At 62.8% G+C, this 25267-nt stretch carries 25 protein-coding genes; 4 read left to right on the forward strand and 21 right to left on the reverse strand.

Annotation, left to right across the window (positions count from 1 at the left end; translation table 11 throughout):
* Nucleotides 1-75: 75 nt before the first annotated feature.
* From guaA to D6Z43_RS14045, 3 genes are all read right to left on the reverse strand, one after another.
* On the reverse strand, nucleotides 76-1653 hold the full coding sequence (guaA, locus tag D6Z43_RS14035) for a glutamine-hydrolyzing GMP synthase (protein ID WP_120652788.1): 1578 nt from the start codon (nucleotides 1651-1653) through the stop codon (nucleotides 76-78).
* Nucleotides 1654-1733: 80 nt separating this feature from the next.
* Entirely contained in the window at nucleotides 1734-3203 is a 1470-nt protein-coding gene (guaB, locus tag D6Z43_RS14040) for an IMP dehydrogenase (protein ID WP_120652789.1), read from the reverse strand.
* A 198-nt stretch (nucleotides 3204-3401) separates the two neighbouring features.
* Nucleotides 3402-3953: a sugar ABC transporter ATPase gene (locus tag D6Z43_RS14045; protein WP_120652790.1), complete on the reverse strand. Its 552-nt coding sequence runs from the start codon at nucleotides 3951-3953 to the stop codon at nucleotides 3402-3404.
* A gap of 101 nt (nucleotides 3954-4054) precedes the next feature.
* Between D6Z43_RS14045 and xseA the strand changes: the two genes are divergently transcribed.
* The 4 genes from xseA to leuA all read left to right on the forward strand — a co-directional run bounded on the left by xseA (nucleotide 4055) and on the right by leuA (nucleotide 9615).
* Nucleotides 4055-5434: an exodeoxyribonuclease VII large subunit gene (xseA, locus tag D6Z43_RS14050; protein WP_120652791.1), complete on the forward strand. Its 1380-nt coding sequence runs from the start codon at nucleotides 4055-4057 to the stop codon at nucleotides 5432-5434.
* A gap of 2 nt (nucleotides 5435-5436) precedes the next feature.
* Nucleotides 5437-6258, forward strand: coding sequence for a peptidoglycan DD-metalloendopeptidase family protein (locus tag D6Z43_RS14055; protein WP_120652792.1), 822 nt, complete (start codon nucleotides 5437-5439; stop codon nucleotides 6256-6258).
* A gap of 108 nt (nucleotides 6259-6366) precedes the next feature.
* Entirely contained in the window at nucleotides 6367-7590 is a 1224-nt protein-coding gene (locus D6Z43_RS14060) for a mechanosensitive ion channel family protein (protein WP_120652793.1), read from the forward strand.
* A 354-nt stretch (nucleotides 7591-7944) separates the two neighbouring features.
* Complete coding sequence (leuA, locus tag D6Z43_RS14065) at nucleotides 7945-9615, forward strand: 2-isopropylmalate synthase (RefSeq protein WP_218569220.1); 1671 nt, start codon at nucleotides 7945-7947, stop codon at nucleotides 9613-9615.
* Nucleotides 9616-9742: 127 nt separating this feature from the next.
* Here the strand turns inward: leuA and D6Z43_RS14070 are convergent, their stop codons facing one another.
* The 18 genes from D6Z43_RS14070 to iscU form a co-directional block, all read right to left on the reverse strand.
* On the reverse strand, nucleotides 9743-10108 hold the full coding sequence (locus D6Z43_RS14070; protein WP_120652794.1) for a helix-turn-helix domain-containing protein: 366 nt from the start codon (nucleotides 10106-10108) through the stop codon (nucleotides 9743-9745).
* A gap of 13 nt (nucleotides 10109-10121) precedes the next feature.
* Nucleotides 10122-10916, reverse strand: a complete 795-nt coding sequence (locus D6Z43_RS14075) for an amidohydrolase (RefSeq protein WP_120652795.1) — start codon at nucleotides 10914-10916, stop codon at nucleotides 10122-10124.
* Nucleotides 10904-12052, reverse strand: a complete 1149-nt coding sequence (locus D6Z43_RS14080) for a pyridoxal phosphate-dependent aminotransferase (protein ID WP_120652796.1) — start codon at nucleotides 12050-12052, stop codon at nucleotides 10904-10906. The genes D6Z43_RS14075 and D6Z43_RS14080 overlap by 13 nt, the downstream gene beginning before the upstream one ends.
* Before the next feature lie 120 nt (nucleotides 12053-12172).
* A complete protein-coding gene (gene der / locus D6Z43_RS14085) occupies nucleotides 12173-13651 on the reverse strand; it encodes a ribosome biogenesis GTPase Der (RefSeq protein ID WP_120652797.1) in 1479 nt (492 codons plus the stop codon).
* Between the two features lie 78 nt (nucleotides 13652-13729).
* Entirely contained in the window at nucleotides 13730-14872 is a 1143-nt protein-coding gene (bamB, locus tag D6Z43_RS14090; protein ID WP_120652798.1) for an outer membrane protein assembly factor BamB, read from the reverse strand.
* Between the two features lies 1 nt (nucleotide 14873).
* Nucleotides 14874-15512 carry a YfgM family protein gene (locus tag D6Z43_RS14095; protein ID WP_120652799.1) on the reverse strand — a complete coding sequence of 213 codons (639 nt, stop codon included), beginning with the start codon at nucleotides 15510-15512 and terminating at the stop codon, nucleotides 14874-14876.
* A 31-nt stretch (nucleotides 15513-15543) separates the two neighbouring features.
* The gene (gene hisS / locus D6Z43_RS14100; RefSeq protein ID WP_120652800.1) at nucleotides 15544-16833 is read right to left on the reverse strand and encodes a histidine--tRNA ligase; all 1290 of its coding nucleotides are present in this window, start codon (nucleotides 16831-16833) and stop codon (nucleotides 15544-15546) included.
* Nucleotides 16834-16847: 14 nt separating this feature from the next.
* A complete protein-coding gene (gene ispG / locus D6Z43_RS14105) occupies nucleotides 16848-17960 on the reverse strand; it encodes a flavodoxin-dependent (E)-4-hydroxy-3-methylbut-2-enyl-diphosphate synthase (RefSeq protein WP_120652801.1) in 1113 nt (370 codons plus the stop codon).
* A gap of 3 nt (nucleotides 17961-17963) precedes the next feature.
* Nucleotides 17964-19052 carry a RodZ family helix-turn-helix domain-containing protein gene (locus tag D6Z43_RS14110; protein ID WP_120652802.1) on the reverse strand — a complete coding sequence of 363 codons (1089 nt, stop codon included), beginning with the start codon at nucleotides 19050-19052 and terminating at the stop codon, nucleotides 17964-17966.
* Nucleotides 19049-19804, reverse strand: coding sequence for a type IV pilus biogenesis/stability protein PilW (gene pilW, locus D6Z43_RS14115; RefSeq protein WP_120652803.1), 756 nt, complete (start codon nucleotides 19802-19804; stop codon nucleotides 19049-19051). The genes D6Z43_RS14110 and pilW overlap by 4 nt, the downstream gene beginning before the upstream one ends.
* A gap of 13 nt (nucleotides 19805-19817) precedes the next feature.
* Nucleotides 19818-20966, reverse strand: coding sequence for a 23S rRNA (adenine(2503)-C(2))-methyltransferase RlmN (gene rlmN / locus D6Z43_RS14120; RefSeq protein WP_077522640.1), 1149 nt, complete (start codon nucleotides 20964-20966; stop codon nucleotides 19818-19820).
* Between the two features lie 24 nt (nucleotides 20967-20990).
* Nucleotides 20991-21422 carry a nucleoside-diphosphate kinase gene (ndk, locus tag D6Z43_RS14125; RefSeq protein WP_077522642.1) on the reverse strand — a complete coding sequence of 144 codons (432 nt, stop codon included), beginning with the start codon at nucleotides 21420-21422 and terminating at the stop codon, nucleotides 20991-20993.
* Between the two features lie 103 nt (nucleotides 21423-21525).
* Complete coding sequence (iscX, locus tag D6Z43_RS14130; RefSeq protein ID WP_120652804.1) at nucleotides 21526-21726, reverse strand: Fe-S cluster assembly protein IscX; 201 nt, start codon at nucleotides 21724-21726, stop codon at nucleotides 21526-21528.
* Between the two features lie 2 nt (nucleotides 21727-21728).
* The gene (gene fdx / locus D6Z43_RS14135; RefSeq protein WP_120652805.1) at nucleotides 21729-22067 is read right to left on the reverse strand and encodes an ISC system 2Fe-2S type ferredoxin; all 339 of its coding nucleotides are present in this window, start codon (nucleotides 22065-22067) and stop codon (nucleotides 21729-21731) included.
* A 7-nt stretch (nucleotides 22068-22074) separates the two neighbouring features.
* The gene (hscA, locus tag D6Z43_RS14140; RefSeq protein ID WP_120652806.1) at nucleotides 22075-23934 is read right to left on the reverse strand and encodes a Fe-S protein assembly chaperone HscA; all 1860 of its coding nucleotides are present in this window, start codon (nucleotides 23932-23934) and stop codon (nucleotides 22075-22077) included.
* A gap of 47 nt (nucleotides 23935-23981) precedes the next feature.
* Nucleotides 23982-24503: a co-chaperone HscB gene (hscB, locus tag D6Z43_RS14145; protein WP_120652807.1), complete on the reverse strand. Its 522-nt coding sequence runs from the start codon at nucleotides 24501-24503 to the stop codon at nucleotides 23982-23984.
* A gap of 7 nt (nucleotides 24504-24510) precedes the next feature.
* Entirely contained in the window at nucleotides 24511-24834 is a 324-nt protein-coding gene (gene iscA, locus D6Z43_RS14150) for an iron-sulfur cluster assembly protein IscA (protein WP_120652808.1), read from the reverse strand.
* Nucleotides 24835-24859: 25 nt separating this feature from the next.
* Nucleotides 24860-25246: a Fe-S cluster assembly scaffold IscU gene (gene iscU, locus D6Z43_RS14155; protein ID WP_120652809.1), complete on the reverse strand. Its 387-nt coding sequence runs from the start codon at nucleotides 25244-25246 to the stop codon at nucleotides 24860-24862.
* Nucleotides 25247-25267: the final 21 nt, after the last annotated feature.

Below are 25267 nucleotides of genomic sequence, written 5' to 3' on the forward strand. Positions count from 1 at the left end.
CCGACGCCCAAAACAAAACGGCCAGGCTTTCAGGGCCTGGCCGGTCGCTTTACCGCATGGACGCCGAAGCGCCCATCATTCCCACTCGATGGTCGCTGGCGGTTTGCTCGACACGTCGTAGGTGACGCGGGAGATGCCTTCGATCTCGTTGATGATGCGGTTGGAGACGGTCTCCAGCAGCTCGTAGGGCAGGTGCGCCCAACGGGCCGTCATGAAGTCGATGGTTTCCACCGCACGCAGGGCCACGACCCAGGCATAACGACGACCATCGCCAACCACGCCGACAGACTTCACCGGCTGGAACACCACGAAGGCCTGGCTGGTCTTGTGGTACCAGTCCGCCTTATGCAGCTCTTCGATAAAGATGTGGTCCGCACGACGCAACAGGTCTGCATATTCCTTCTTCACTTCGCCGAGGATGCGCACGCCCAGGCCCGGGCCGGGGAACGGGTGGCGATAGACCATGCTATAGGGCAGGCCCAGTTCCAGACCGATCTTGCGCACTTCGTCCTTGAACAGTTCGCGCAGCGGCTCGACCAGTTCGAATTGCATGTCTTCCGGCAGGCCACCGACGTTGTGGTGGGACTTGATCACGTGGGCCTTGCCGGTCTTGGCGCCGGCCGACTCGATCACGTCGGGGTAGATGGTGCCCTGGGCGAGGAACTTGATGCCCTGCAGCCGGGTGGCTTCCTCATCGAACACTTCGATGAAGGTACGACCAATGATCTTGCGCTTCTCTTCCGGATCGGCGACGCCGGCCAGGCGGGAGAGGAACTTCTCTTCAGCGTTGGCACGAATCACACGCACGCCCATGTTCTCGGCAAACATGGCCATCACGTGATCGCCCTCGTGCAGGCGCAGCAGGCCGTTGTCGACGAAGACGCAGGTCAACTGGTCGCCGATGGCGCGGTGCAGCAGCGCCGCGACCACGGAGGAGTCGACGCCGCCGGAAAGGCCCAGCAGCACCTTGGACGAGCCCACCTGGGCACGCACGGTGGCGATGGCGTCTTCGACGATGTTGGACGGGGTCCAGAGGGCGGCGCAGCCGCAGATGTCCAGCACGAAGCGGGAGAGGATGCGACCGCCCTGCTTGGTGTGGGTCACTTCCGGGTGGAACTGCACGCCGTAGTAGGCGCGGTGATCGTCAGCCATGGCGGCGATCGGGCAGCTCGGGGTGCTGGCCAGGATATGGAAGCCCGCGGGCATGTCGGTGACCTTGTCGCCGTGGCTCATCCATACGTCTAGGCCGAGTACGCCGTCGTCATCGATATGGTCTTCGATGCCGTCAAGCAGGCGGGCCTTGCCCACCACGTCGACGCGGGCGTAACCGAACTCGCGCAGGTCGGAGCCTTGCACCTTGCCGCCCAGTTGTTCGGCCATGGTCTGCATGCCGTAGCAGATGCCGAACAGCGGCACATTCAGGTCGAACACGGCCTGCGGCGCGCGAGGGCTGTTGGCTTCATGCACCGACTCGGGACCGCCGGCGAGGATGATGCCGCGCGGAGCGAAGGCGCGAATCGCCTCGTTGCTCATGTCGAACGGGTGGATTTCGCAGTACACGCCGATCTCGCGCACACGGCGGGCGATCAGTTGGGTGTACTGGGAACCGAAGTCGAGGATCAGGATCCGGTGGGCGTGAATGTCTTGGGACATGGCCATCTCTCGTTACGGAATTCACAAACGACACGGGGCTGAATCAGACAGCCCCGTGACGCATTAGCTTTCAGTCAGCCTCAACCAACGCGGTAGTTCGGGGCTTCCTTGGTGATCTGCACGTCGTGGACGTGGGACTCGGCCATCCCCGCGCCGGTAATGCGCACGAACTGCGGCTTGGTACGCATTTCTTCGACGGTGGAGCAACCGGTGTAGCCCATGGAGGCACGCAGGCCGCCCATCAGCTGGTGAACGATGGCGGTCAGGGTGCCCTTGTAGGGAACGCGACCCTCGATGCCTTCCGGAACCAGCTTCTCGGCACCCGCCGAGGAGTCCTGGAAGTAACGGTCGGAGGAACCCTGGGACTGGGCCATGGCACCCAGCGAGCCCATGCCGCGATAGGCCTTGTAGGAACGGCCCTGGAACAGTTCGACTTCGCCCGGCGCCTCTTCGGTACCAGCGAACATGGAGCCCATCATCACGCAGGAGGCGCCCGCCACGATGGCCTTGGACAGGTCACCGGAGAAGCGGATGCCGCCGTCGGCGATCAGCGGGATGCCGGAGCCGGCCAGAGCGGCGGCAACGTTGGCAATGGCGGAAATCTGCGGTACGCCGACACCGGCAACGATACGGGTGGTGCAGATGGAGCCCGGGCCGATACCGACCTTGACCGCGTCAGCGCCAGCCTCGGCCAGGGCCTTGGCGGCTTCGCCGGTAGCGATGTTACCGCCGATCACCTGTACGTGCGGGTAGGTGTCCTTGACCCAGCGCACGCGCTCGATCACGCCCCTGGAGTGGCCGTGGGCGGTGTCAACCACCACCACGTCGACACCAGCGGCAACCAGTGCGGCAACGCGCTCGCCGGTATCGGCGCCGGTACCTACGGCAGCACCTACGCGCAGGCGACCCAGGTCATCCTTGGAAGCCAGGGGGTAAGTCTTGGCCTTTTCGATATCACGGAAGGTCACCAGGCCGCGCAGGTGGAAGTTGTCGTCGACCACCAGCATCTTTTCGATGCGGTTTTCGTAGAGCTTGACCTTAATCTCTTCCAGCGGGGTGCCTTCGCGGGAGGTCACCAGATTGTTCTTCGGCGTCATGATCGCGGCGACGGTGTCACCGACGTTCGGTTTGAAGCGCAGGTCGCGACCGGTCACGATGCCGACCAGCTCGCCTTCATCCACCACCGGGAAGCCGGAGAAGCCGTATTCACGGGCGATCTGCAGCAGCTCGATGATCTTGGTGGAGGGGGTTACGGTCACCGGGTCACGGACGATCGCGGTCTCGTGGCGCTTGACCTTGCGCACCTCGGCAGCCTGCTGCTCGATGGTCATGTTCTTGTGGATGATGCCGATGCCGCCTTCCTGCGCCATGGCGATGGCCAGACGCGCTTCGGTCACGGTATCCATGGCCGCGGAGACCAGCGGGATGTTCAATTCGATGCCGCGGGTCAGGCGGGTCTTGAGGCTGACATCCTTCGGCAGAATCTCGGAATATCCCGGAATCAGGAGAACGTCGTCGAAGGTCAGGGCTTCTTGGCTGATGCGCAGCATGGCGGGGGCTCCCAGGCGGGAAAATTGGAAGCGCGCCATTATAACGAGGCCACGGCCTCTGCTCAACGCGGCCGACGGTCTGTAGATCGGGTTTCTCGCCGCGGAAGCGAATTTATTCGCGAAAGTACCTTGTCGCGACCCCATAAGAGACGAATGGCAGGTGCTCGACCTGTTTCGCGACTGCAATCCGTTCTACGGTCAGCCGCCCGTTCGTACCTGCCGCACGGCGTACCCCAGCCGATCGCTGAAAGCATCGAGAAATGCCTGAGTGAAGCGGGTTTCGCCCCAGCCGTTGAAGATGAAGCCCAGGTTGGAGAACCCGCACGGCTGCGGGAAGAGGAATCCATTGATGTCGTCCTCGAAGCCGCATTCGGGGCAGCTGAAATTGTCTGTGTGCCCCGGCCACCAATCCTCCAGGCTCTCGAACAGCGGCACGCCCACTTCCTGGCGGCATTCCGGACAACCCGCTTCGTTCAGGAAATCGCGGGTGGGTGTATAGATGCATCGTTTGTCCACCAGTTCGAGACCATTCACCGGCTGGCCGAACGGCAGACGCTCCGGATTTTCCACCACCTCGCGCGCGCCGGCGGCGATGGCGTAAGCCATGCGATTGCCTCGCAGGCCACAGGTGCTCGGCAGTGCCTCAACCACGTCACGCCGCGCCAGCCAGCGCAGCATGCGCCCTGCCAGGGCCTGATGGCCGGGCACGCTGGATACCTGCGGCACAATGATCAACTGGCTCGATTCCATCTCTGGCCTCCTGCTTGGGTGGGAAAGGGCGCGCAGCTTAACCGTCGCCCCTCACTCGTCAACTATGGCGCATGGCGACAAAGCCATTATCATTTCCCCCCATGCTCAAAGACCCTTTCCAACGGCTCGGCCTCGATCGTGAGGTGCTGACCGTCAGCCAGCTCAACCAACGCGCCCGCCATCTGCTCGAGGACGTGTTTCCGCAGGTCTGGGTGGAAGGCGAGATTTCCAACCTCGCCCGCCCCGCATCCGGCCACCTTTATTTCACCCTCAAGGACGCCCAGGCCCAGGTTCGCTGTGCCCTGTTCCGCCAGAACGCTCAGCGCGTTCGCCAGGCCCTGCGCGATGGCCTGGCCGTGCGCGTACGCGGCAAGGTTTCGCTGTTCGAGGGACGTGGCGACTACCAACTGATCGCCGATACGGTCGAGCCGGCTGGCGATGGCGCCTTGCGCCTGTCCTTCGAAGCGCTGAAGGAGAAGCTCGCCGCCGAGGGACTGTTCGCCGCCGAACGCAAGCGACCGCTGCCCGCCCACCCACAGCGCATCGGCATCATCAGCTCGCCTACAGGCGCGGTGATACGCGACATCATCAGCGTGTTCCGCCGCCGCGCGCCGCAGGTGCAACTGACCCTGATTCCCACTGCCGTACAAGGCCGCGAAGCCACCGCGCAGATTGTCCGCGCCCTGGCCCTTGCCGATGCCCAAGGCTTCGACGCGCTGATACTCGCCCGTGGCGGTGGCTCGCTGGAGGACCTCTGGTGCTTCAACGAAGAAGCCGTCGCGCGCGCCGTGGCTGCCTGCCAGACGCCCATCGTCAGCGCCGTGGGTCATGAGACAGACGTGTCCATCAGCGACTTCGTCGCCGATGTGCGCGCCCCTACCCCCTCTGCCGCCGCGGAGTTGCTGGCTCCGGACGCGAGCGAACTGCAGAAGCGCCTCGACAGCCTGCACCGACGCCTCGTCCTGCGCCTGCGGGAGCACCTGACCCGCGAACGCCTGCGTCTGGATGGCCTGTTCCGACGCCTGCGTCACCCGGGCGAACGCCTGCGCCAGCAAGCGCAGCGCCTGGACGACCTGGACATGCGCCTGCGCCGCGCGTTCGAACGCCAACAGCAGATTCGCCATGAGCACCTGGTGCGCCTGGACACTCGCCTCGGCGCACAACATCCAGGGCGCGCCCTGGCTCTGCTGCGGCAAAAGCTCGACAGCCTGTCCGAGCGTCTGCCTCGCGCCGCTCGCGACGTCCTCAAGGACCGCCGCCAGCGCCTCGACGCCCTGGCCCAGACGCTGCACGTGGTCAGCCCGCTGGCCACACTCGGGCGCGGTTACAGCATTCTCCTCGACGAACGCGGTCAGGCCGTCCGCGCCGCCAGCCAGACTCGCCCAGGCCAGCGCCTGAAGGCCCGGCTCGGTGAAGGCGAGCTGGACGTGCGGGTCGAAGACAACCATCTCACACCCGTGAACCTCTCCCTGCTGGATTGAACATGCGACTGCTTGCTGCCCTGCTCCTCTGTCTCGCCCTACCCGCCCATGCCGAAGGCTTCATCACGCGCCTGCTGAACAAACCGGTGCCGGGTGGCGTGGCGGTGGTCCAGCTCGGCAGCAGTGCCCAGGCCCCCACCGCGCGCTACCAGGGCAAGCCGGTGCTGGTAGTGAAGGAAGACGGCCGCGACTGGATCGCCATCGTCGGCATTCCGCTGGGTACCAAGGTCGGCCAGCAGCAGATCCAGGTCAGCGACGGACGCAAGCTGGCCTTCGCCGTTGGTGCGCGTACCTATCGCGAACAGCACATCAAGCTGGCCAACACACGGCAGGTGAACCCACTGCCTGAGGACCTCAAGCGCATCGACCGCGAACTGGCCGAGCAGACCACTGCCTACCGCCGCTTCAGCCCCGGCTCGCCAAGCAACCTGCTGTTCGACAAGCCGGTGAACGGTCCGCTTTCCAGCCCCTTTGGCCTGCGCCGCTTCTTCAATGGCGAGGAACGCAACCCTCACTCCGGCCTGGACTTCGCAGTGGGTGCCGGTACGCCGATCAAGGCTCCGGCTGCGGGCAAGGTAATCCTGATCGGCGACTACTTCTTCAATGGCAAGACAGTGTTCGTCGACCATGGCCAGGGCCTGATCAGCATGTTCTGTCATATGTCGAAGGTAGAGGTGAAGCTCGGCCAGCAACTGCCCCGCGGCGGTGTGGTCGGCCGCGTCGGCGCCACCGGCCGCGCCACCGGACCGCACATGCACTGGAATGTCAGCTTGAATGATGTGCGAGTGGACCCGGCCATTTTCATCGGTGCCTTCAAACCCTGAGAGACATCCGCGCTTACAGCCTGGGTTTGGGCCAGTGGGACGGATTTGTTATGGTCCCGCGCTTTCCGAGACCCGCCCTGTGCAGCGGATAGATAAAGGGAGCAGCCCATGCAAGAAGAAGTCACCCACTGGCTGATGTGGCTAAGACAGCACAACGAATTGCACACCGTCGTCTCCGTCAGTGTCCTCATCCTCCTGGCCTGGGTTTCCAACTGGATTGTCCGGCGCATCCTCCTGCGCGGCTTGTTTCGCCTTACCGGCGCGCAGATACAGGACCACGGCCTGATCAAGCGCCTTGCCAACGTGGTACCCGCACTGGTGCTGGCATTCGGCGTCAAGGTAGTACCGAACCTGCCCAGCGAGTTGGTGGAAGTGATCACCAACGTCTGCGCCGCTTTCATCATTCTCACCATCGCACTGGCCCTGAGCGCGGCGCTGAACATCGTCAGCAGCCTCTACCAGCGCCGCAAGGACGCCCACCTGCGCCCCATCAAGGGTTACGTGCAGGTGCTGAAGATCGCCATCTTCGCCATCGCCACCATCCTGATGATCGCCAGCCTGATCGACCGCTCGCCGCTGATCCTGCTCTCCGGCCTGGGCGCCATGGCTGCGGTGCTGCTTTTGATCTTCCAGGACACCCTGCTGTCCCTGGTGGCCAGCGTGCAGATAACCTCCAGCGACATCATTCGCGTCGGCGACTGGGTGGAAATGCCGCAGCTCAATGCCGACGGCGACGTGATCGACATCGCCCTGCATACGGTGAAGGTGCAGAACTGGGACAAGACCATCACCACCATACCCACCAAGCGCTTCATCACCGACTCGTTCAAGAATTGGCGTGGCATGCAGGAGTCCGGTGGCCGGAGGATCAAGCGCTGCCTGTACCTGGACCAGAACAGCGTGCATTTCCTCAGCGCGGATGACATCGACCACCTGCACCGATTCCGTCTGCTGGACGGCTACCTGAAAGCCAAGGAAAGCGAGCTGCTCAGCTGGAATAGCCAACTGGATGAGCCCCTTCGGCTGCCCGTCAACAGCCGCCAGTTGACCAACATCGGGACCTTCCGCGCTTACGTCGAGCACTACCTGCGGGAGAACCTGGACATCCGCAAGGACATGACCCTGATCGTGCGGCAGTTGGCCCCCACCGCCGACGGCTTGCCCCTGGAGCTGTACTGCTTCACCAATACCACCGCCTGGGCGAGTTATGAGGCCATCCAGTCCGACATCTTCGACCACCTGCTGGCGATCCTTCCCGAGTTCGGCCTGCGGGTGTTCCAGCACCCCAGTGGCGCAGACATGCGCGCGTTACGCCTGCCAAAGGCGGAGTGACCTGGGCGCTGTCCGCGAATTGCCCGGTAATGGGCCTTTCGCGGGCTGGCTGTCTCGCCCCAAAAGAGCGACGCAATCATCTATAGAAAATCGCAACGATCACGCAATAAATAACCCACTTGCAGATTCTTGCGCTCTTTTTCACCATTTTTTCCACAATGCTTGCCATATTCACTCACGATGAATAGGGTTAGCCCCTATGAGAACCGCACACACCCTCATCCTTCTGCGTCAACACGCCTGCCTGCGACTGGTCAGCCCACGACTGCGTGGCTGAATCCCACCTCCGCCGCAATCGCCGACTTCAATGCCTGGCCGACCACCACACGGCCCGCAGTAAAAAGGATTTGCCCCATGAGCATGCTGAAAGACCCGTCCCGCAAGTATCGCGCCTTCCCCGCAATCAACCTGCCGGACCGTACCTGGCCGTCGAAGACCATTACCGAAGTGCCGATCTGGTGCAGCTCCGACCTGCGTGACGGTAACCAGTCGCTGATCGAGCCAATGGATGCGCAGAAGAAGATGCGCTTCTTCAAGACCCTGGTGCAGGTAGGCCTGAAGGAAATCGAGGTGGCCTTCCCGTCCGCCTCCGATACCGATTTCAACTTCGTCCGCGAGCTGATCGAAGGCGGCCACATCCCGGATGACGTGACAATCCAGGTGCTGACCCAGGCACGCGCGGACCTGATCACCCGTACCTTCGAATCCCTGAAGGGTGCAAAGAAGGCCATCGTCCACGTCTACAACGCCACCGCGCCGTCCTTCCGCCGCATCGTCTTCAACCAGGACAAGGCCGGCGTGATCGAGATCGCCACCAGCGCCGCCAAACTGATCAAGAAGCTGGCTGCCGAGCAGCCGGGCACCGACTGGACCTTCCAGTACTCGCCGGAAATCTTCAGCTCCACCGAGCTGGATTTCGCTGTGGAAGTCTGTGATGCGGTAATCGACGTCTGGCAACCGACTCCCGAGAAGAAGATCATCCTCAACCTGCCGGCCACCGTGGAATGCGCCACGCCGAACGTGTACGCCGACCAGATCGAATGGTTCGGTCGCCATGTCAGCCGCCGCGACTCGGTCATCATCAGCCTGCACACCCACAACGACCGCGGCACCGGCGTCGCCGCCACCGAACTGGGCCTGATGGCCGGTGCTGACCGCGTCGAAGGCTGCCTGTTCGGCAACGGTGAGCGCACCGGCAACGTCGATCTGGTGACCCTGGCGCTGAACATGTACACCCAGGGCCTGCACCCGCAACTGGACTTCTCCGACATCGATGCCGTGCGCAAGGTCGTCGAAGAATGCAACCAGCTGCCGGTCCACCCGCGTCACCCGTACGTGGGTGACCTGGTGCATACCGCATTCTCCGGCTCCCACCAGGACGCCATCCGCAAGGGCTTCGCCCAGCAGAAGGACGACGCCGTTTGGGAAGTGCCCTACCTGCCGATCGACCCGGCCGACATCGGTCGCAGCTATGAGGCAGTGATTCGCGTCAACAGCCAGTCCGGCAAGGGCGGAATCACCTTCCTGCTGGAGCAGGAATACGGTATCAGCCTGCCACGCCGCATGCAGATCGAGTTCAGCCAGGTGGTGCAGAAGGAAACGGATCGCCTTGGCCTGGAAATGACTGCCGATCAGATCTACAAACTGCTGGACGCCGAGTACCTGCAGGCCACCGCACCATTCACCCTGAAGGGCCATCGCCTGCAGGAGGAGAACGGCACCAGCGCCGTGGATATCGAGGTCCAGTTCAAGGGTGAAACCCAGCACATGCGCGGCATGGGCAAGGGCCCGCTGGAAGCCCTGGTGGCCAGTCTGCCGGTGAAGGTGGAGATCATGGATTACTCCGAACACGCCATCGGCGCCGGTACCCATGCCAAGGCCGCGGCCTACATCGAACTGCGCGTCAACGGCGGCCGTGCCCTGCACGGTATCGGCATCGACGAGAACCTCACCACCGCGAGCTTCCGTGCCCTGTTCAGCGCCCTCAACCGCGCCCTGAGCCAGGCCGAGGCCGAAGCTGCCTGAAGCCGATAGCGCAATAAAAAACCCCGCCATTCGGCGGGGTTTTCTTTTTCGGAGACGCTGTGGAAGCCAACTCATTCGCGAATCAATTCGCTCCCACAGTGGCCAGGGATTCGGCTCCAGAAAGCGCCTACCCCTGCTGCTGCCAGTGACACTTGCCCCAGGCACACATGGAATCCAGCACCGGTTTCAGGCTCAAGCCATGTTCGGTGAGGCGGTACTCCACCCGTGGCGGCACTTCTGCATAGACCGTGCGCGTGACGATACCGTCGCGTTCCAGCTCACGCAGTTGCTGCGTCAGCATCTTCTCGGTGATGCCCGGCACCAGCCGCTTGAGTTCGGAGAAGCGCCGGGACTCTGGGATCAGGTGGTAGACCAGCAGCGACTTCCACTTGCCGCCGATCACCGCCAGGGTGACTTCCACGGGCGTGTTGTAGACCTTCTCTCCCGCCACGAGCAGGTTACCCCCGGCAGGTAGCGGCTTGTGCTCGCTCATGGTTCCCCCGGGCTCAAAGGTGCAGGTCGAAGGTGTCCGCGTCGCGCATCGCAGGGAAGCGCTCGCGGTAGGCCGCCAGTTGTGAAGCGGACAGATCAGTGATGAAGACGCCATCGATATCGCCGGCATCCAGCAGGTTCTCTCCCTGGAAATCCAGCACCTGGCTATCGCCACTGTAACCATGCCCCTTGCCATCGGTGCCGACGCGGTTTACCGCCGCCACGTAGCAGAGGTTCTCGATGGCGCGTGCCGGTAGCAGGCGGTTCCAGTGATGGCGCCGGGCTGCTGGCCAGTTGGCCGTGTACAGGAGCAGATCAGTATCGTTGGCGTCGCGGCTCCACACCGGGAAGCGCAGGTCGTAGCAGATAAGCGGGCGCACTCGCCAGCCTTTCAGCTCGAACAGCGCCTGCGTTTCGCCTGGGGTGTAGTGCTTGTGCTCACCGGCCATACGGAACAGGTGGCGCTTGTCGTAATGCAGGACTTCGCCATCGGGACGCGCCCAGAGCAGGCGGTTGCGATGGCTACCATCGGCGGCCTGGATGATGACGCTGCCGGTGATCACGGCATCCAGACGTCGCGCCTGCTCACGCAGCCAGGAGTAGGTCGGCCCGTCTTCAGGCTCTGCGAGGGCTGCCGAGTCCATGGAAAAACCGGTGGTGAACATCTCCGGCAGGACAACCAGGTCCGCGCCTTTCGCCTGTTCCAGCAGGGTTTCGAAGTGGGCATGGTTCGCGGCGCGGTCGTGCCAGGCCAGAGTGGTCTGCACCAGGGCCAGCTTGAGATCAGGCAGGGAAGTCAGATCGCGCATAGCTTTTCCGCCGCCTGGCGCAGCGTCTCCTCACGTTTGGCGAAGCAGAACCGTACCAGGCGCAGTTCTTTTGGCGCTTGCTGGTAGAACACCGAAACCGGAATGGCGGCCACGCCGTGCTCGCGGGTCAGCCACTCGGACATGGCCACGTCATCCAGGTCGTTGCGAATGCCGCTGTAGTCGACCAATTGGAAATAGGTGCCAGCGGCACGGGTGAAGCGGAAGCGCGAACCGGCCAGCAGATCGCAGAACAGGTCGCGCTTGGCCTGGTAGAAGGCCGGCAACTCGGCCAGGTGCTCCGGGTGCGCAGCCATGAAGTCGGCCAGCGCCCACTGCAACGGGGTGACGCCGCAGAAATTCACGTACTGGTGGACCTTGCGCAGCTCGGCAGAAAGCGCGGGCGGCGCCACCACGTAGCCAGTCTTCCAGCCGGTGACGTGATAAGTCTTGCCGAAGGAACTGACCACGAAGGCTCGGGCGTAGAGTTCGTCATGGGCAAGCACGCTGACGTGGCCAACGCCGTCGAATACCAGGTGCTCGTAGACCTCGTCCGATACCAGATAGATGTCACGGTCACGAATCAGCTCGGCCAATTGGTCCAGTTCCGCGCGGGAAATCAGCGCGCCGCTCGGGTTGTGCGGGCTGTTGAGGATGATCATGCGTGTACGCGGACTGAGGGCGTCGCGCATGCGCTGCCAGTCGATGGAGAAGCCCGGCAGCGCCAGGGGTACGTGCACGCAGCGGCCGCCGGCAAGTTCCACCGAAGGTTCATAGCTGTCGTAGCAAGGGTCGAGGACGATCACTTCGTCGCCGGCCCGGACCACCGCATGGATCGCGCAGAAAATAGCTTCAGTGGCGCCGGGGGTGACGGTCACCTCGCTGTCGGCGCTGACCTGGCGACCATAGAACGTGGCTACCTTGGCGGCCACCTGTTCGCGCAGGGCCGGCAAGCCGGTCATGGGGGCGTACTGGTTGTGTCCGCTGGCGATATGCCGCCCAACCGCGTCGCACAGGGCGCCAGGCGCGGGGAAATCCGGAAAGCCCTGGGACAGGTTTATGGCGCCGACTTCAGCGGCGAGCTGGGACATGCGGGTGAAGATGGTGGTGCCGACGTTGGGCAACTTGCTGGCGATCATTTCATCAGGCTGCTGGCGACTGGGAAGTGGGCCATAGCTTAACGCGGGACCGCAGCGAGGCACACTCGGCAATGGCCAAGAAAAAGGGCGCCCCAGGGCGCCCTCTTCCGTTCCGATGAATCAGCGCTTCTTGTCGCGGCGCTTCTTCTCGGATTTCTTGTGGTGCGACATGAGGCGTCGCTTCTTGTTCACCTGGCGCTCGGTCAAGGTGTTCTTCTTGCCCTCGTAGGGGTTCTCGCCGCCCTTGTACTCGATGCGGATCGGCGTACCGACCAGCTTCAGCACGCGCCGGTAGGTGTTTTCCAGGTACCGGGAGTACGACTTGGGAACCGACTCGACCTGATTGCCGTGGATCACGATCAGCGGCGGGTTGGCACCACCCAGGTGGGCATAGCGCAGCTTGATGCGGCGGCCGTTGACCAGCGGCGGCTGGTGCTCCTGCACCGCGCCCTCGAGGATCTGGGTCAGGCGACTGGTGGGCCAACGGGTGATCGCCGAGCGGAAAGAGTCCTGAACCGACTTGTACAGGTGGCCGACGCCGGTGCCGTGCAAGGCGGAAATAAAGTGGATATCGGCGAAATCGACGAAGAATAGCCGGCGTTCCAGCTCGGTCTTCACATAGTCGCGCTCACTCGGCTCCATGCCGTCCCACTTGTTCAGGGCAATGACCAGCGCGCGGCCGGTTTCCAGCACGAAGCCCAGCAGGTTGAGGTCGTGCTCGACCACACCTTCGCGGGCATCCATCACGAAGACCACCACGTTGGCGTCCTGGATGGCCTGCAGGGTTTTCACCACCGAGAACTTTTCCACAGCCTCGAAGATCTTGCCGCGACGGCGTACACCGGCGGTGTCGATCAGCGTGTACTTCTCCTCGTTGCGCTCGAAGGGGATGTAGATGCTGTCACGGGTAGTCCCCGCCTGGTCGTACACGATCACCCGCTCTTCGCCGAGCATACGGTTGACCAGGGTGGATTTACCGACGTTGGGACGGCCGATGATGGCGATCTTGATGCCATCCTTCTCGCTCGGGCCGGGGATGCGCTTGGCTTCCTCGCCTTCCGCAACCACTTCGGCCTCGGCGGCTTCCTCTTCGTCGGCCTGGTCGTCGCGGGGAAACTCGCCCAGTGCTTCCTGCAGCATCTGGCTGATGCCGCGGCCATGGGCGGCGGCGATCGGCAAGGCGTCACCCAGGCCCAGGGGGCTGAACTCGGCGCGGGCGATATCCGGATCGACGGTATCGACCTTGTTGGCCACCAGGAAGCTGCGCTTGTTCCGCTTGCGCAGGTGCTCGGCGATCATCTGATCGGCTGCGGTCATTCCGGCGCGGGAGTCGACCATGAACAACACCGCATCGGCTTCCTCGATGGCCTGCAGGGACTGCTCGGCCATTTTGGCGTCGATACCTTCCTCATCCCCGGAGATACCCCCGGTGTCGATGACGATATAGGTGCGGCCCTGCCACTTCGCCTCGCCGTACTGGCGGTCACGGGTGAGACCGGCGTACTCCGCGACGATCGCGTTACGGGTCTTGGTCAGGCGGTTGAACAGGGTGGACTTGCCGACGTTTGGCCGACCCACCAGGGCGATTACGGGAACCATGAGGCTCTCCACTCGTTATTTCAGAAAACACAAAGGCCGCTGCCGATTGACGGCAGCGGCCGGGTATCAAGCTTCAGCTTAGCGGATGGTCAGGCCGACCAGCTTTCCGCCGTTGCCGTAGGCATACATCCACTCGCCGACCACCAGCGGACGGGCACGCAGGCCGTCGCCGTCGATCTTCACGCGGCCGACGAAGTGACCGTCCACCTGGCTCAGCAGGTGCAGGTAGCCTTCGAAGTCACCGACAGCCACATAGCTGGAATACACTTCCGGAGCCGACAGCTGGCGACGGGCCAGGGAGTCGTTGCTCCACAAGGCGGAGGCGGAACGCTCGTCCACGCCTTCCACGGTGCCATTGGCCAGGCTCACGTAGACGTTACCGAAACCCTGGGCGACGCCGGCATAGCTGGACGCCTCACGCTGCCAGAGCACACGGCCGCTTTCCAGGTCCAGTGCCGCGACGCGTCCCTGGTAGGTGGCCATGTAGATGGTACCGCCAGAAAGCAGCAGGCCACCGTCGATGTCCACCACACGATCCAGCTCGGAGCGGCCCTGGGGCACGGCCACGCGCTGCTCCCAGACCGGAATGCCGCGCTTGATGTCCAGAGCGAGCACCTTGCCGGTGGAAAGTCCGGCCACGGCCAGGTTGTTGGTCACGATGGGCGCGCCGGTACCACGCAAGGTCAGCACGGCCGGGGTGTTCTCGTAGATCCAGAGCTGATTGCCGGTGGCGGCATCGAAACCGAACAGGGTGTCGTTCTGGGTCTGCACGACCACCACGTCACCGTTGTTGGCCGCCGGCGCCAGCACTTCGCCGTTGACGCGAGCGCGCCATTTTTCTTCACCGTTGGTGGCGTCCAGGGCAACGACTTCACCCTTCAGGGTGCCGACCATCACCAGGCCGTAGCCGACACCCACAGCGCCGGATACCGGCAGTTCGAGATCCTGCTTCCAGATCACGTCGCCATTGAAGCGATTGAGCGCCATGACCTCGCCGTTCACGTCCGAGGCATAGATGGTGTCGCCATCGACGGCGGGCACCAACAGGTTGTAGGTTTCACCCTGGCCATCACCAATCGAACGGCTCCAGCCCTTGTCCAGCGTCACTTCTTCAGTGATGTCGGGCAGCTCGGCCGGCGGCAGTTCCTTCTTGCTGTTGCTGCTGCAGCCCACGGCCAAAACGGCCAGAGCCAGCACTGCGGCATTCTTCCAACGCATCACGTCACGCGTCCCCTTTTGCCAGGTCGTCGAGCTTCATCTGCAGGCCACCCACGGCGGCGTCTTCGGGCAGTGCGGCCTTGGCTTTCAGGTAGGCGGCATGCGCGTCGTCGGTGCGACCCAGCTGAACCAGCAGGTCGCCCTTGAGTTCTTCGCGGCTGGCGACAAAGGCCTTGTCGGCATCGCCATCAAGCAGCTTGAGGGCTTCATCGGCCTTGTTCTGCGCGGCCAGCACACGGGCCAGGCGCTGGCGAGCCAGCTCGCCCAGGGTCGCATCGGCAGGCTTGTCGAGCACGGACTTGAGTTCGGCGGCGGCGTCATCCAGCTTGCCAGCCTCGACCGCGACCTTGGCCACGAACAGGCTGCCGTACTGCGCGTAATGAGTACCGCCGAAATCGCTTTTCAATTTGCCGGCGAGCTCGGCAACCTTCGCCGAATCCGGGGTGCCACTCGGGTTCAGAGCGGTTTCCAGCAGTTGCTGGTAAACGATCGAGGCGCCTTGGGCCTGATTGGATTCGTACTTTTGCCAGGCCTGCCAACCAAAGACCACCGCCAGCGCCAATGCGCCGCCAGTGAGCATGGGTTTGCCGTTGCGCTGCCACCAGTCCCTGAACTGCGCAATCTGTTCTTCTTCAGTCTGCATGCTTAACCCCGTACTCCTGATCTTTAGTTGCTCAAGCCTGCTTCAGGCAGGCTGCGAGATGCTCAGCCAGAGCATCCCAGGCAATGCTTTGTTGTTCGCTGTCGTCGCGAAGCGGCTTGCAACCTACCACGCGCTTGGCCAGTTCGTCGTCCCCCAGGATCAGCGCATAACGGGCGCCGCTCTTGTCCGCCTTCTTGAACTGGCTCTTGAAGCTGCCGGCACCAGCATTGACCAGCAGGCGCAGGCCCGGAACGGCATCGCGCAACTGCTCGGAAAGACCGAGCGCAGCCAGTTCAGCGGCTTCGCCGAAGGCGCAGATAAAGACGTCGGCGGGGCTGTTCAACTCTTCCGGCACCAGGCCGAGGGTTTCCAGCAACAACACGAGACGCTCGACGCCCATGGCATAACCCACGCCCGGCGTCGGCTTGCCGCCGAACTGAGTGACCAGGCCATCGTAACGGCCACCGGCGCAGACGGTGCCCTGGGAGCCGAGCTTGTCGGTCACCCACTCGAAGACGGTGCGGCTGTAGTAGTCCAGGCCGCGCACCAGCTTCTGGTTGATTTCGTAGCGAATGCCCACGGCGTCCAGTCGTGCCTTGAGGCCTTCGAAGTGGACCAGCGACTCCTCGTCGAGGTAATCGTGCAGGGTCGGTGCGTCCACCAGCAGAGCCTGGGTGCCGCCATCCTTGCTGTCGAGAATGCGCAGCGGGTTGGTGGTCAGACGGCGCTGGCTGTCTTCGTCCAGCAGGTCGTAACGCTCCTGCAGGTAGGCGACCAGGGCATCGCGATAGCGGGCACGGGCCTCGCTGGAACCCAGGCTGTTCAACTGCAGGGTTACCGCTTCGGCAAGTCCGAGCTTTTTCCACAGGCGCCAGGTGAGCACGATCAGCTCGGCATCGATGTCCGGGCCGGGCAGGTTGAAGACTTCGACGCCCATCTGGTGGAACTGGCGATAGCGGCCTTTCTGCGGCTTCTCGTAGCGGAACATGGGGCCCGCGTACCAGAGTTTCTGCACCTGACCACCGCCGGTGAGGCCATGCTCGAGCACGGCGCGCACGCAGCCCGCGGTGCCTTCAGGACGCATGGTCAGCGACTCTTCGTTGCGATCGAGGAAGGTGTACATCTCCTTGTCGACCACGTCGGTGCCTTCGCCAATACCGCGCGCGAACAGCTCGGTGAACTCGAGGATCGGAAGACGGATTTCCTTGTAACCGTAGGCATCTAGCAGATCGGCCACGGTATTTTCCAGATAACGCCAAGCAGGCGTCTGCTCCGGCAGGATGTCGTTCATGCCACGAATGGCTTGCAGAGTCTTGCTCACGTGGATTCCTTGTTTCAGCTGCGGGCGATCAACGCCGCGTCAGCTTCGGCCTTTGCGGCCGCCTTCTCGCGAATGAGCCGCTCCAGCTCATCCACCAGGTTGTCGTTATTCAGCTTCTGCGCCGGCTTGCCGTCGATGTAGACAAGGTTGTTCGGGGTGCCACCGGTAAGGCCGATATGGGCTTCCTTGGCTTCTCCCGGACCATTGACCACGCAACCGATCACAGCCACGTCCATTGGCACCAGAAGGTCCTCGAGACGGCCTTCCAGCTCGTTCATGGTCTTGACCACGTCGAAGTTTTGCCGCGAGCAGCTCGGGCAGGCGATGAAGTTGATGCCACGGGAACGCAAGTGCAGAGACTTGAGGATGTCGAAACCGACCTTTACCTCTTCGACCGGGTCCGCCGCCAGGGAGATGCGGATGGTGTCGCCGATTCCCTCGGCAAGCAGCATGCCAAGACCCACCGCGGATTTCACGGTACCGGAACGCAGGCCACCAGCTTCGGTGATGCCAAGGTGCAGGGGCTGCACGATCTGCTTGGCCAGCAGGCGATAGGCTTCGACGGCCATGAACACGTCGGACGCCTTTACACTGACCTTGAAGTCCTGGAAGTCCAGCTTGTCGAGATGCTCTACATGGCGCAGCGCAGACTCGACCAGAGCCTGCGGAGTGGGCTCGCCGTACTTCTTCTGCAGGTCCTTCTCCAGCGAACCGGCGTTGACACCGATGCGGATCGGGATGCCCTTGTCGCGCGCGGCATCGACCACAGCCCTGACGCGATCTTCGCGACCGATATTGCCCGGGTTGATGCGAAGGCAGTCGACACCCAGCTCAGCAACACGCAGGGCGATCTTGTAATCGAAGTGAATGTCCGCCACCAGCGGTACCTGGACCTGCTGCTTGATGCGGCCGAATGCCTCGGCAGCGTCCATATCCGGCACGGAAATACGAACGATATCGACGCCGGCATCCACCAGACGCTGGATCTGACCCACGGTGGCGGCAACGTCACAGGTATCGGTGTTGGTCATGCTCTGGACGGCGATAGGCGCATCACCGCCCACCGGAACCGAGCCAACCCAGATTTTCCGCGAGACGCGGCGTTTGATCGGTGATTCGCAATGCATGACTTATTGCCCCAACTTCAGGCGCGCGGTCTCGCCGCGGACGTAAGGCGCCACATCGACCGACTGGCCGTTATAGCTGAGCTGGGCGCCACGTGCGAAGCCAAGACGAACCTCCAACGGAGCCTTGCCGGCCAACTCCAGGCTGTCGCCGGTACGCTTGAGCCCACTGACCAGCACCTTGCCGTCGGCGTCGGTGACCTGAGTCCAGCAATTGGCAGTGAACTGGATACGCACGACACCCTGGCCCTGCTGAGCGACTACAGGAGCCGGCGCAGGGGCCGCAGGAGCTACGGTAGCCGGAGTTGCCGCAGCCACAGGCGCCTCAGGCTGGGCAGCAGCAGGCGCGTCAGGAGCAACAGGAGCATCAGGAACGGACGACTGCACGGTCGGAGTGCTTGGAGCGACGGCAACGGTCGGCGCCTGGGCCGGAGCGGCAGGAGTGACCGCTGCGATCTCACCGGCCGGGGCAGCCGGGGCCCCGCCTTCTGCGACCTGCTGTTCAGGCTGAGCAGCGGTTTCCGGTGATACCTGGGCAGGAGTAGACGCCTGGCTTTCCTGGGCCTCAGCTACCGCCTGGTCTTCCGGTTCGTCGAGCGGGTGGATCTGGGTTGTACCGTCGGCACTTTCCACTTCCACATGTTCCATATTCACGCTGGCTGACTCTTCGCTGTTGCGGCTGGAGTGCTCCTGCCACCAGAAGAAACCCACCGCCCCCAATGCAAGCAGGATGACGAAGCTGACAACACGCAGCACGCTTTGGGAAAGTCGAACCGGTTCCTCGATGCGCCCCAGGCTATGCACGCTGCTGCCCTTGGCGTCGGTTCCGGTGAAATGATCGAACTCGGCCACCAGTGCCGCCTGATCCATACCCAGCAGTTTGGCGTAGGCGCGCACGTAGCCGCGAGCAAAGGTGTGCCCTGGTAACTGGTCGAAGTCACCGGCCTCAAGCTGGCGCACTGCGTGCTCGGTCAGGTTCAAGTGGCGGGCGACCTCACCCAGGGTCAAATCCTTGCTCTCACGAGCCCTACGCAGGGTCTCACCTGGGTTGGCGCGGGTCGCCGCTACAGCTTCGGGATGCGACGCTTTCATCATTGCTCCGACAGGTATTGCTGATATTCCGGCGTGCCGGGATAGAGTCGCTTGAGTTGCAGACCGAGGCTGGCGGCCTGGTCGCGGTCTTCGAAAATGGTCGCCAGACGTGCGCCGAGCAGCAGGCTTCGAGCGTTCTGCGGGGCTATCTGCGAGTAGCGCTGATAGAAATCGCGGGCCGGCACGTACTGCTTATCATCGAAAGCCAGTTGAGACATTTCCAGCAATGCCAGGGGCTGCTGCCGGTTGAGGCGCAACGCCTTGTCGAAATGCTGCCTGGCCAGTGCAGGGTTGTTCATCTTCAGGGCAGTCAGGCCGAGGTTCTCGAATACCCGAGAGCGCTCTGGATAGAGGTTGTCCTCGGCGGCCTGCTGGAAGCGTTCGTAGGCATCTTTGTAGCGCCCCTGCTCGTACAGGAAGGTGCCGTAGTTGTTGAGGATGCGCGGATCGTTGCGGGAAGACAGCGCCTTGCGATAGTGCTGGTCGGCCAGGTCCGGCTCCATCTCGGTCTGGAACACCAGCGCAAGGGCCGCATTGGCATCCGCGTTGGACGGGTCCATCTCCAGGGCTTTCTTCAACGGCACCTTGGCACGTTCAGTAGCACCCTGCTTGAGGTAGCCGATGCCCAGGTTGATATACGCATCGCGTGCTGCATCACGGCCCGAGTCGGTCTTCATCGGGTCGACCTGACCAGTCGACACACAGGCCGCGAGCAGTACGGTGGAAGCGAGGAGCAGCGCAGCGCGCAGGATCATGGGTTGTCCTTCTCTAGTTCCGGTTCGCGGCGTTACTGGACGCCTCCGCTTCAGCGTTCAGTTGGCGCACTGCGATGTAGCGCTCGCTGCGACGGGTACGGTCCATGACCTGGCCGACCAGTTGGCCGCAAGCTGCATCGATGTCTTCGCCACGAGTGGTGCGGACGGTGACATTGTGCCCGGCCTTGTGCAACAGGTCCTGGAAGCGGCGGATCGCATTATTGCTCGGACGCTCGTAACCCGAGTGCGGGAAGGGATTGAACGGAATCAGGTTGATCTTGCAGGGGAAGTCCTTGAGCAGCTCGATCATCTGGGTGGCGTGTTCGGGCTGGTCGTTGACGTCCTTGAGCAGGGTGTATTCGACAGTCAGCACGCGCTTCTCGCCCAGGCGGGAGATGTAGCGGCGGCAGGAATCGAGCACCACGGCCAGGGGATACTTCTTGTTGATCGGCACCAACTGGTTGCGCAGCGGGTCGTTCGGCGCGTGCAGCGACAGCGCGAGGGAAACGTCGATCACCTCGCCCAGCTTGTCGATCATCGGCGCCACGCCGGAGGTAGACAGGGTCACCTTGCGCTTGGAGATGCCGTAACCGAGGTCGTCCATCATGATGTTCATGGCGGCGACCACGTTGTCGAAATTCAGCAGCGGTTCGCCCATGCCCATCATCACCACGTTGGTGATGGCACGGTCGATCTTCGCGGGGATGGTCCCGAAGGACTTGTTGGCGATCCACACCTGGCCGATCACTTCGGCGGCAGTGAGGTCGCTGTTGAAACCTTGCTTGCCCGTCGAGCAGAAACTGCAATCCAGAGCGCACCCGGCCTGGGACGAGACACACAGGGTGCCACGGCCGCCTTGCGGGATGTACACGGTTTCGACGCAGCTGCCGGAGGCCACGCGGACCACCCACTTGCGGGTGCCATCACTGGAGATGTCCTGGCTGACCACTTCCGGGCCGCGTATCTCGGCAGAGGCCTTGAGCTTGTCGCGCAAGGCCTTGCCGATATTGCTCATGGCGTCGAAATCATCGACGCCAAAGTGGTGAATCCACTTCATCACCTGACCGGCGCGGAAGCGTTTTTCCCCGATGGACTCGAAGAAGCTTTCCAGTTGCGGCTGGGTCAGACCCAGCAGATTCACTTTACCGGTCGATTCAGTCATGGCTTCACCCTCTCCCATTCGCTATTAGCGAATGCGAGCGCACACCTCAGTGGCGGCGAAGAAGTAGGAGATTTCGCGAGCAGCGGAAGCCTCGGAATCCGAACCGTGTACGGCGTTTTCGTCGATGGAAACGGCGTAATCGGCGCGAATGGTGCCGGCGTCGGCTTTCTTCGGATCGGTGGCACCCATCAGTTCACGGTTCTTGGCAACGGCATTCTCGCCTTCCAGAACCTGAACGACTACCGGGCCGGAAGTCATGAAGGAAACCAGGTCCTTGAAGAAGGGACGCTCTTTGTGTTCAGCGTAGAAACCGCCGGCTTCGCGCTCGGACAGTTGAACCATCTTGGCGGCAACGACGCGCAGGCCGGCCTTTTCGAAGCGGGTGATGATCTCACCCACTACGTTCTTGGCAACAGCGTCCGGCTTGATGATGGAGAGAGTACGTTCGACAGCCATGGAAAAACTCCAGAAACAAGGATTAAAGCGAAAAATTAAACCCGCGAATTATACGCGGGTTAGGGGGAAATGCGTAGGGCCGGAGCCCAGGGGCGGAAGCTGGTCAGTCGGCTTCTTCGATCCAGGCAGCCTGCACGGCCTCAAGAACCTTCTCGCCACCGCGCTGCGGGTCATCGGAGAACTCCGGCAACGCCAGAATCCAATTGTGCAGATCGACGAAATTGACGTAACGCGGGTCGACATCGGGCTTGGCTTCAGCGAGCTGGATAGCGATTTCCAGCACATCGGTCCATTTCAGGCTCATGCTCAATGCCCCTCGGAAACCTGGTTGATGGTGTATTTCGGAATTTCCACCACCAGATCCTCGTCAGCTACCAGCGCCTGGCAGGACAGGCGGGAATTTGGCTCCAGCCCCCAGGCCTTGTCCAGCATGTCGTCTTCCAGTTCGTCGGAAGCCTCCATGGAATTGAAGCCCTCGCGCACCACCACGTGGCAAGTGGTGCAGGCGCAGGACTTCTCGCAGGCATGTTCGATGTCGATACCGCTGCGCAGTGCGGCATTCAGGATGCTTTCGCCCGGCTGAGCCTCGATCACGGCACCCTCGGGGCAATGCTCGGCGTGGGGCAGGAAGATGATCTGCGGCATTTCTGGTTCAATCCTCGATTTCGTTGAGTCGGCGGCCGGACAGGGCTGCCTTGACGGCGGCATCCATACGACGCGCGGCAAAGGCATCGGTCACCTGGGACAGGCGCTTGATCTGGCCCTCGATGGCGACGACATCACCGCCAGCCGCCAGATCGCGCAGGGTCTGCATGCTGTCGAGGATGGCGGCGCGCTCGGCGTCATCCAACAGTCGCTCGCCATCGGCGTCCAGCGCAGCCTGGACAGCTTCCAGCAGGCGCTCGGCCTCGACCTGCTGCTCGCGCAGGGCGCGGGCATTCTTGTCTTCGCCGGCGTATTGGAAGGAGTCCTGCAGCATGCGAGATATCTCGCCATCAGTCAGTCCGTAGGACGGCTTCACCTGGATACTTGCCTCGACGCCCGAAGCCAGCTCGCGGGCAGTCACGCCCAGCAAGCCGTCGGCGTCCACCTGGAAGGTCACGCGGATCTTCGCCGCACCCGCCACCATCGGCGGAATGCCGCGTAACTCGAAGCGTGCCAGGGAACGGCAATCCTTGATCAGCTCGCGCTCACCCTGGAGCACGTGGATCATCATGGCCGTCTGGCCATCCTTATAGGTGGTGAAATCCTGGGCGCGGGCCACTGGAATCGTGGTGTTGCGCGGAATCACCTTCTCCATCAGCCCGCCCATGGTTTCCAGGCCGAGCGACAGTGGAATTACGTCGAGAAGCAGCAGCTCTTCACCACGCTTGTTGCCCGCCAGCGTATCGGCCTGCACGGCCGCGCCGATGGCCACGACCTGATCAGGATCGATATCGGTCAGCGGTTGGCGGCCGAACATCTCGGCTACGGCCTCACGTACACGCGGCACGCGGGTGGAACCGCCGACCATGACAACAGCCTCGACTTCATCCAACTCGATGCCGGCATCACGCACGGCGCGACGACAGGCCTTGAGGCTGCGGGCGACCATGGGCTCGATCAGGGAGTCGAACTGCTCACGAGTGAGCACGCCACGCCAATCGCCATGGACCAACTCGACGCGGTCGGTATCGGTCAGGGCTTCCTTGGCATCGCACGCAGCGCGCAACAGGCTGCGCTGTACGCCGGGATCGAGGTCGGCGGAAAGACCGGCCTGCTCGACCATCCAGCCGGCAATCGCATGGTCGAAATCATCGCCGCCCAGGGCGCTGTCGCCACCGGTAGCCATGACCTCGAAGACGCCGCGGGTCAGGCGCAGGATTGAGATATCGAAGGTGCCGCCACCCAGGTCGTAGATGGCGACTACGCCTTCAGCCTGCTTATCCAGGCCATAGGCCACAGCGGCAGCGGTAGGCTCATTGAGCAGGCGCAGCACATTGAGCCCGGCAAGACGCGCGGCGTCCTTGGTGGCCTGGCGCTGAGCCTCATCGAAGTAAGCCGGCACGGTAATCACCGCACCAACCAGCTCGCCACCGAGAGTCTGCTCGGCGCGCTGGCGCAGGGCCTTGAGAATGTCAGCCGAGACTTCCACCGGGCTCTTGGCACCCTGGACGGTCTCGATGAAGGGCATGTGTGATTCGCCACCAACGAAGCGATAGGGCAGTTGCTCGCCCAACTGCTTGACGTCTTCCAGGCCGCGCCCCATGAAGCGCTTGACCGAAATGATGGTGTTGAACGGATCACTGGCAGCAGCCTGCTTGGCACTGCGACCGACCTCGACGCGATCGGCGTGATAGCGGACGGCGGAGGGCAGGATGACCTGGCCTTCAGCATCCGGCAGGGGTTCGGCGACACCGCTGCGCACAGCAGCGACCAGCGAATTGGTAGTACCCAGGTCGATGCCAACCGCCAGGCGGCGCTGGTGCGGCTGGGGGCTCAGCCCGGGTTCGGCGATCTGCAGTAAGGCCATGCTTGTCTATTTATCAGGCGTACCGGCAACCAAGACGGCATCGCGGGTTAATCGTCGAGGCGCTCTTCCAGTTGGCGCACTTCGTGGGTCAGCTTGTCGAGGAACTGCATACGGCGCACCAGACGCTCGGCGTCTTCGCGGCGCTCGGCATCGTCCCAGCACTCGGCAAACTCTCCATCCAGCTCCGCCTGCGCTGCCTTGAGCCGGCGCTTGAACACGCCGACACCATCAAGATCAGCACTGTCGTGCAACTCTTCCAACTCTTCGCGCCACTGCATCTGCTGCAGCAGGAACTGAGGGTCCTGCACCGTAACTTCCAGCGGCAGTTCCTTTCCCTTCAGCGCCAACAGATAAAGTGCCCTTCGCGGCGCGCTCTTCAGTGTCTGGTATGCGTCGTTAAGCTGCGCCGCACGCTCCAGCGCCAGGCGCTGCTCGCGCTCGGATGCATCGGCAAAACGGTCGGGATGGACAGTACGCGCCAGCTCGCGATAACGCGTCGCAAGCTGGTCAAGGTCCAGTCGATAACCCGGCTTCAGGTCGAACAGGGCGAAATGACAGGGAGTTCCCACACACGCCTCAGACGTTGAAGCTCTCGCCGCAGCCACACTCGCCGCGCACGTTAGGGTTATTGAACTTGAAGCCCTCGTTGAGCCCTTCGCGAACGAAGTCCAGCTCAGTACCATCAAGGTAGGTCAGGCTCTTGGGATCGATGATCACTTTGACGCCGTGACTCTCGAAAACCAGGTCATCCGCAGCCAACTCGTCGACGAACTCCAGCACATAGGCGAGACCGGAGCAGCCAGTCGTACGCACCCCCAGACGGATACCTTCACCCTTGCCGCGCCCATCAATGGAACGCTGCACGTGACGGGCGGCGGATTCAGTCATGCTGATGGCCATTGCAACTCCTTACTCGTTCGAGCACTTAGAGCAGACCCTTCTTCTGCTTGTAGTCATGGACGGCCGCCTTGATGGCGTCCTCAGCCAGTACCGAGCAGTGAATCTTCACCGGCGGCAAGGCCAGTTCTTCGGCGATGGTGGTGTTCTTGATGGCAGCCGCCTCGTCCAGGGTCTTGCCCTTCATCCACTCGGTGGCGAGGGAGCTGGAAGCGATGGCGGAACCGCAGCCATAGGTCTTGAACTTGGCGTCTTCGATGACACCCTGCTCGTTGACCTTGATCTGCAGACGCATCACGTCGCCGCAGGCCGGCGCACCGACCATGCCAGTACCCACGTTAGGGTCCTGGGCGTCGAGCTTGCCGACGTTGCGCGGGTTTTCGTAGTGGTCGATGACCTTTTCGCTGTATGCCATGGTAACTATTCCTCACTCATC

Origin of the sequence: Pseudomonas sp. DY-1 (assembly GCF_003626975.1) — a bacterium.
GTDB lineage: Bacteria > Pseudomonadota > Gammaproteobacteria > Pseudomonadales > Pseudomonadaceae > Metapseudomonas.

What these genes read in the sequence shown, in the direction of transcription:
- guaA (WP_120652788.1), bottom strand. Translation starts at nt 1,653, where the DNA reads ATGTCCCAAGACATTCACGCCCACCGGATCCTGATCCTCGACTTCGGT.
- guaB (WP_120652789.1), bottom strand. Translation starts at nt 3,203, where the DNA reads ATGCTGCGCATCAGCCAAGAAGCCCTGACCTTCGACGACGTTCTCCTG.
- D6Z43_RS14045 (WP_120652790.1), bottom strand. Translation starts at nt 3,953, where the DNA reads ATGGAATCGAGCCAGTTGATCATTGTGCCGCAGGTATCCAGCGTGCCC.
- xseA (WP_120652791.1), top strand. Translation starts at nt 4,055, where the DNA reads ATGCTCAAAGACCCTTTCCAACGGCTCGGCCTCGATCGTGAGGTGCTG.
- D6Z43_RS14055 (WP_120652792.1), top strand. Translation starts at nt 5,437, where the DNA reads ATGCGACTGCTTGCTGCCCTGCTCCTCTGTCTCGCCCTACCCGCCCAT.
- D6Z43_RS14060 (WP_120652793.1), top strand. Translation starts at nt 6,367, where the DNA reads ATGCAAGAAGAAGTCACCCACTGGCTGATGTGGCTAAGACAGCACAAC.
- leuA (WP_218569220.1), top strand. Translation starts at nt 7,945, where the DNA reads ATGAGCATGCTGAAAGACCCGTCCCGCAAGTATCGCGCCTTCCCCGCA.
- D6Z43_RS14070 (WP_120652794.1), bottom strand. Translation starts at nt 10,108, where the DNA reads ATGAGCGAGCACAAGCCGCTACCTGCCGGGGGTAACCTGCTCGTGGCG.
- D6Z43_RS14075 (WP_120652795.1), bottom strand. Translation starts at nt 10,916, where the DNA reads ATGCGCGATCTGACTTCCCTGCCTGATCTCAAGCTGGCCCTGGTGCAG.
- D6Z43_RS14080 (WP_120652796.1), bottom strand. Translation starts at nt 12,052, where the DNA reads ATGATCGCCAGCAAGTTGCCCAACGTCGGCACCACCATCTTCACCCGC.
- der (WP_120652797.1), bottom strand. Translation starts at nt 13,651, where the DNA reads ATGGTTCCCGTAATCGCCCTGGTGGGTCGGCCAAACGTCGGCAAGTCC.
- D6Z43_RS14095 (WP_120652799.1), bottom strand. Translation starts at nt 15,512, where the DNA reads ATGCAGACTGAAGAAGAACAGATTGCGCAGTTCAGGGACTGGTGGCAG.
- ispG (WP_120652801.1), bottom strand. Translation starts at nt 17,960, where the DNA reads ATGCATTGCGAATCACCGATCAAACGCCGCGTCTCGCGGAAAATCTGG.
- D6Z43_RS14110 (WP_120652802.1), bottom strand. Translation starts at nt 19,052, where the DNA reads ATGATGAAAGCGTCGCATCCCGAAGCTGTAGCGGCGACCCGCGCCAAC.
- pilW (WP_120652803.1), bottom strand. Translation starts at nt 19,804, where the DNA reads ATGATCCTGCGCGCTGCGCTGCTCCTCGCTTCCACCGTACTGCTCGCG.
- rlmN (WP_077522640.1), bottom strand. Translation starts at nt 20,966, where the DNA reads ATGACTGAATCGACCGGTAAAGTGAATCTGCTGGGTCTGACCCAGCCG.
- ndk (WP_077522642.1), bottom strand. Translation starts at nt 21,422, where the DNA reads ATGGCTGTCGAACGTACTCTCTCCATCATCAAGCCGGACGCTGTTGCC.
- iscX (WP_120652804.1), bottom strand. Translation starts at nt 21,726, where the DNA reads ATGAGCCTGAAATGGACCGATGTGCTGGAAATCGCTATCCAGCTCGCT.
- fdx (WP_120652805.1), bottom strand. Translation starts at nt 22,067, where the DNA reads ATGCCGCAGATCATCTTCCTGCCCCACGCCGAGCATTGCCCCGAGGGT.
- hscA (WP_120652806.1), bottom strand. Translation starts at nt 23,934, where the DNA reads ATGGCCTTACTGCAGATCGCCGAACCCGGGCTGAGCCCCCAGCCGCAC.
- iscA (WP_120652808.1), bottom strand. Translation starts at nt 24,834, where the DNA reads ATGGCCATCAGCATGACTGAATCCGCCGCCCGTCACGTGCAGCGTTCC.
- iscU (WP_120652809.1), bottom strand. Translation starts at nt 25,246, where the DNA reads ATGGCATACAGCGAAAAGGTCATCGACCACTACGAAAACCCGCGCAAC.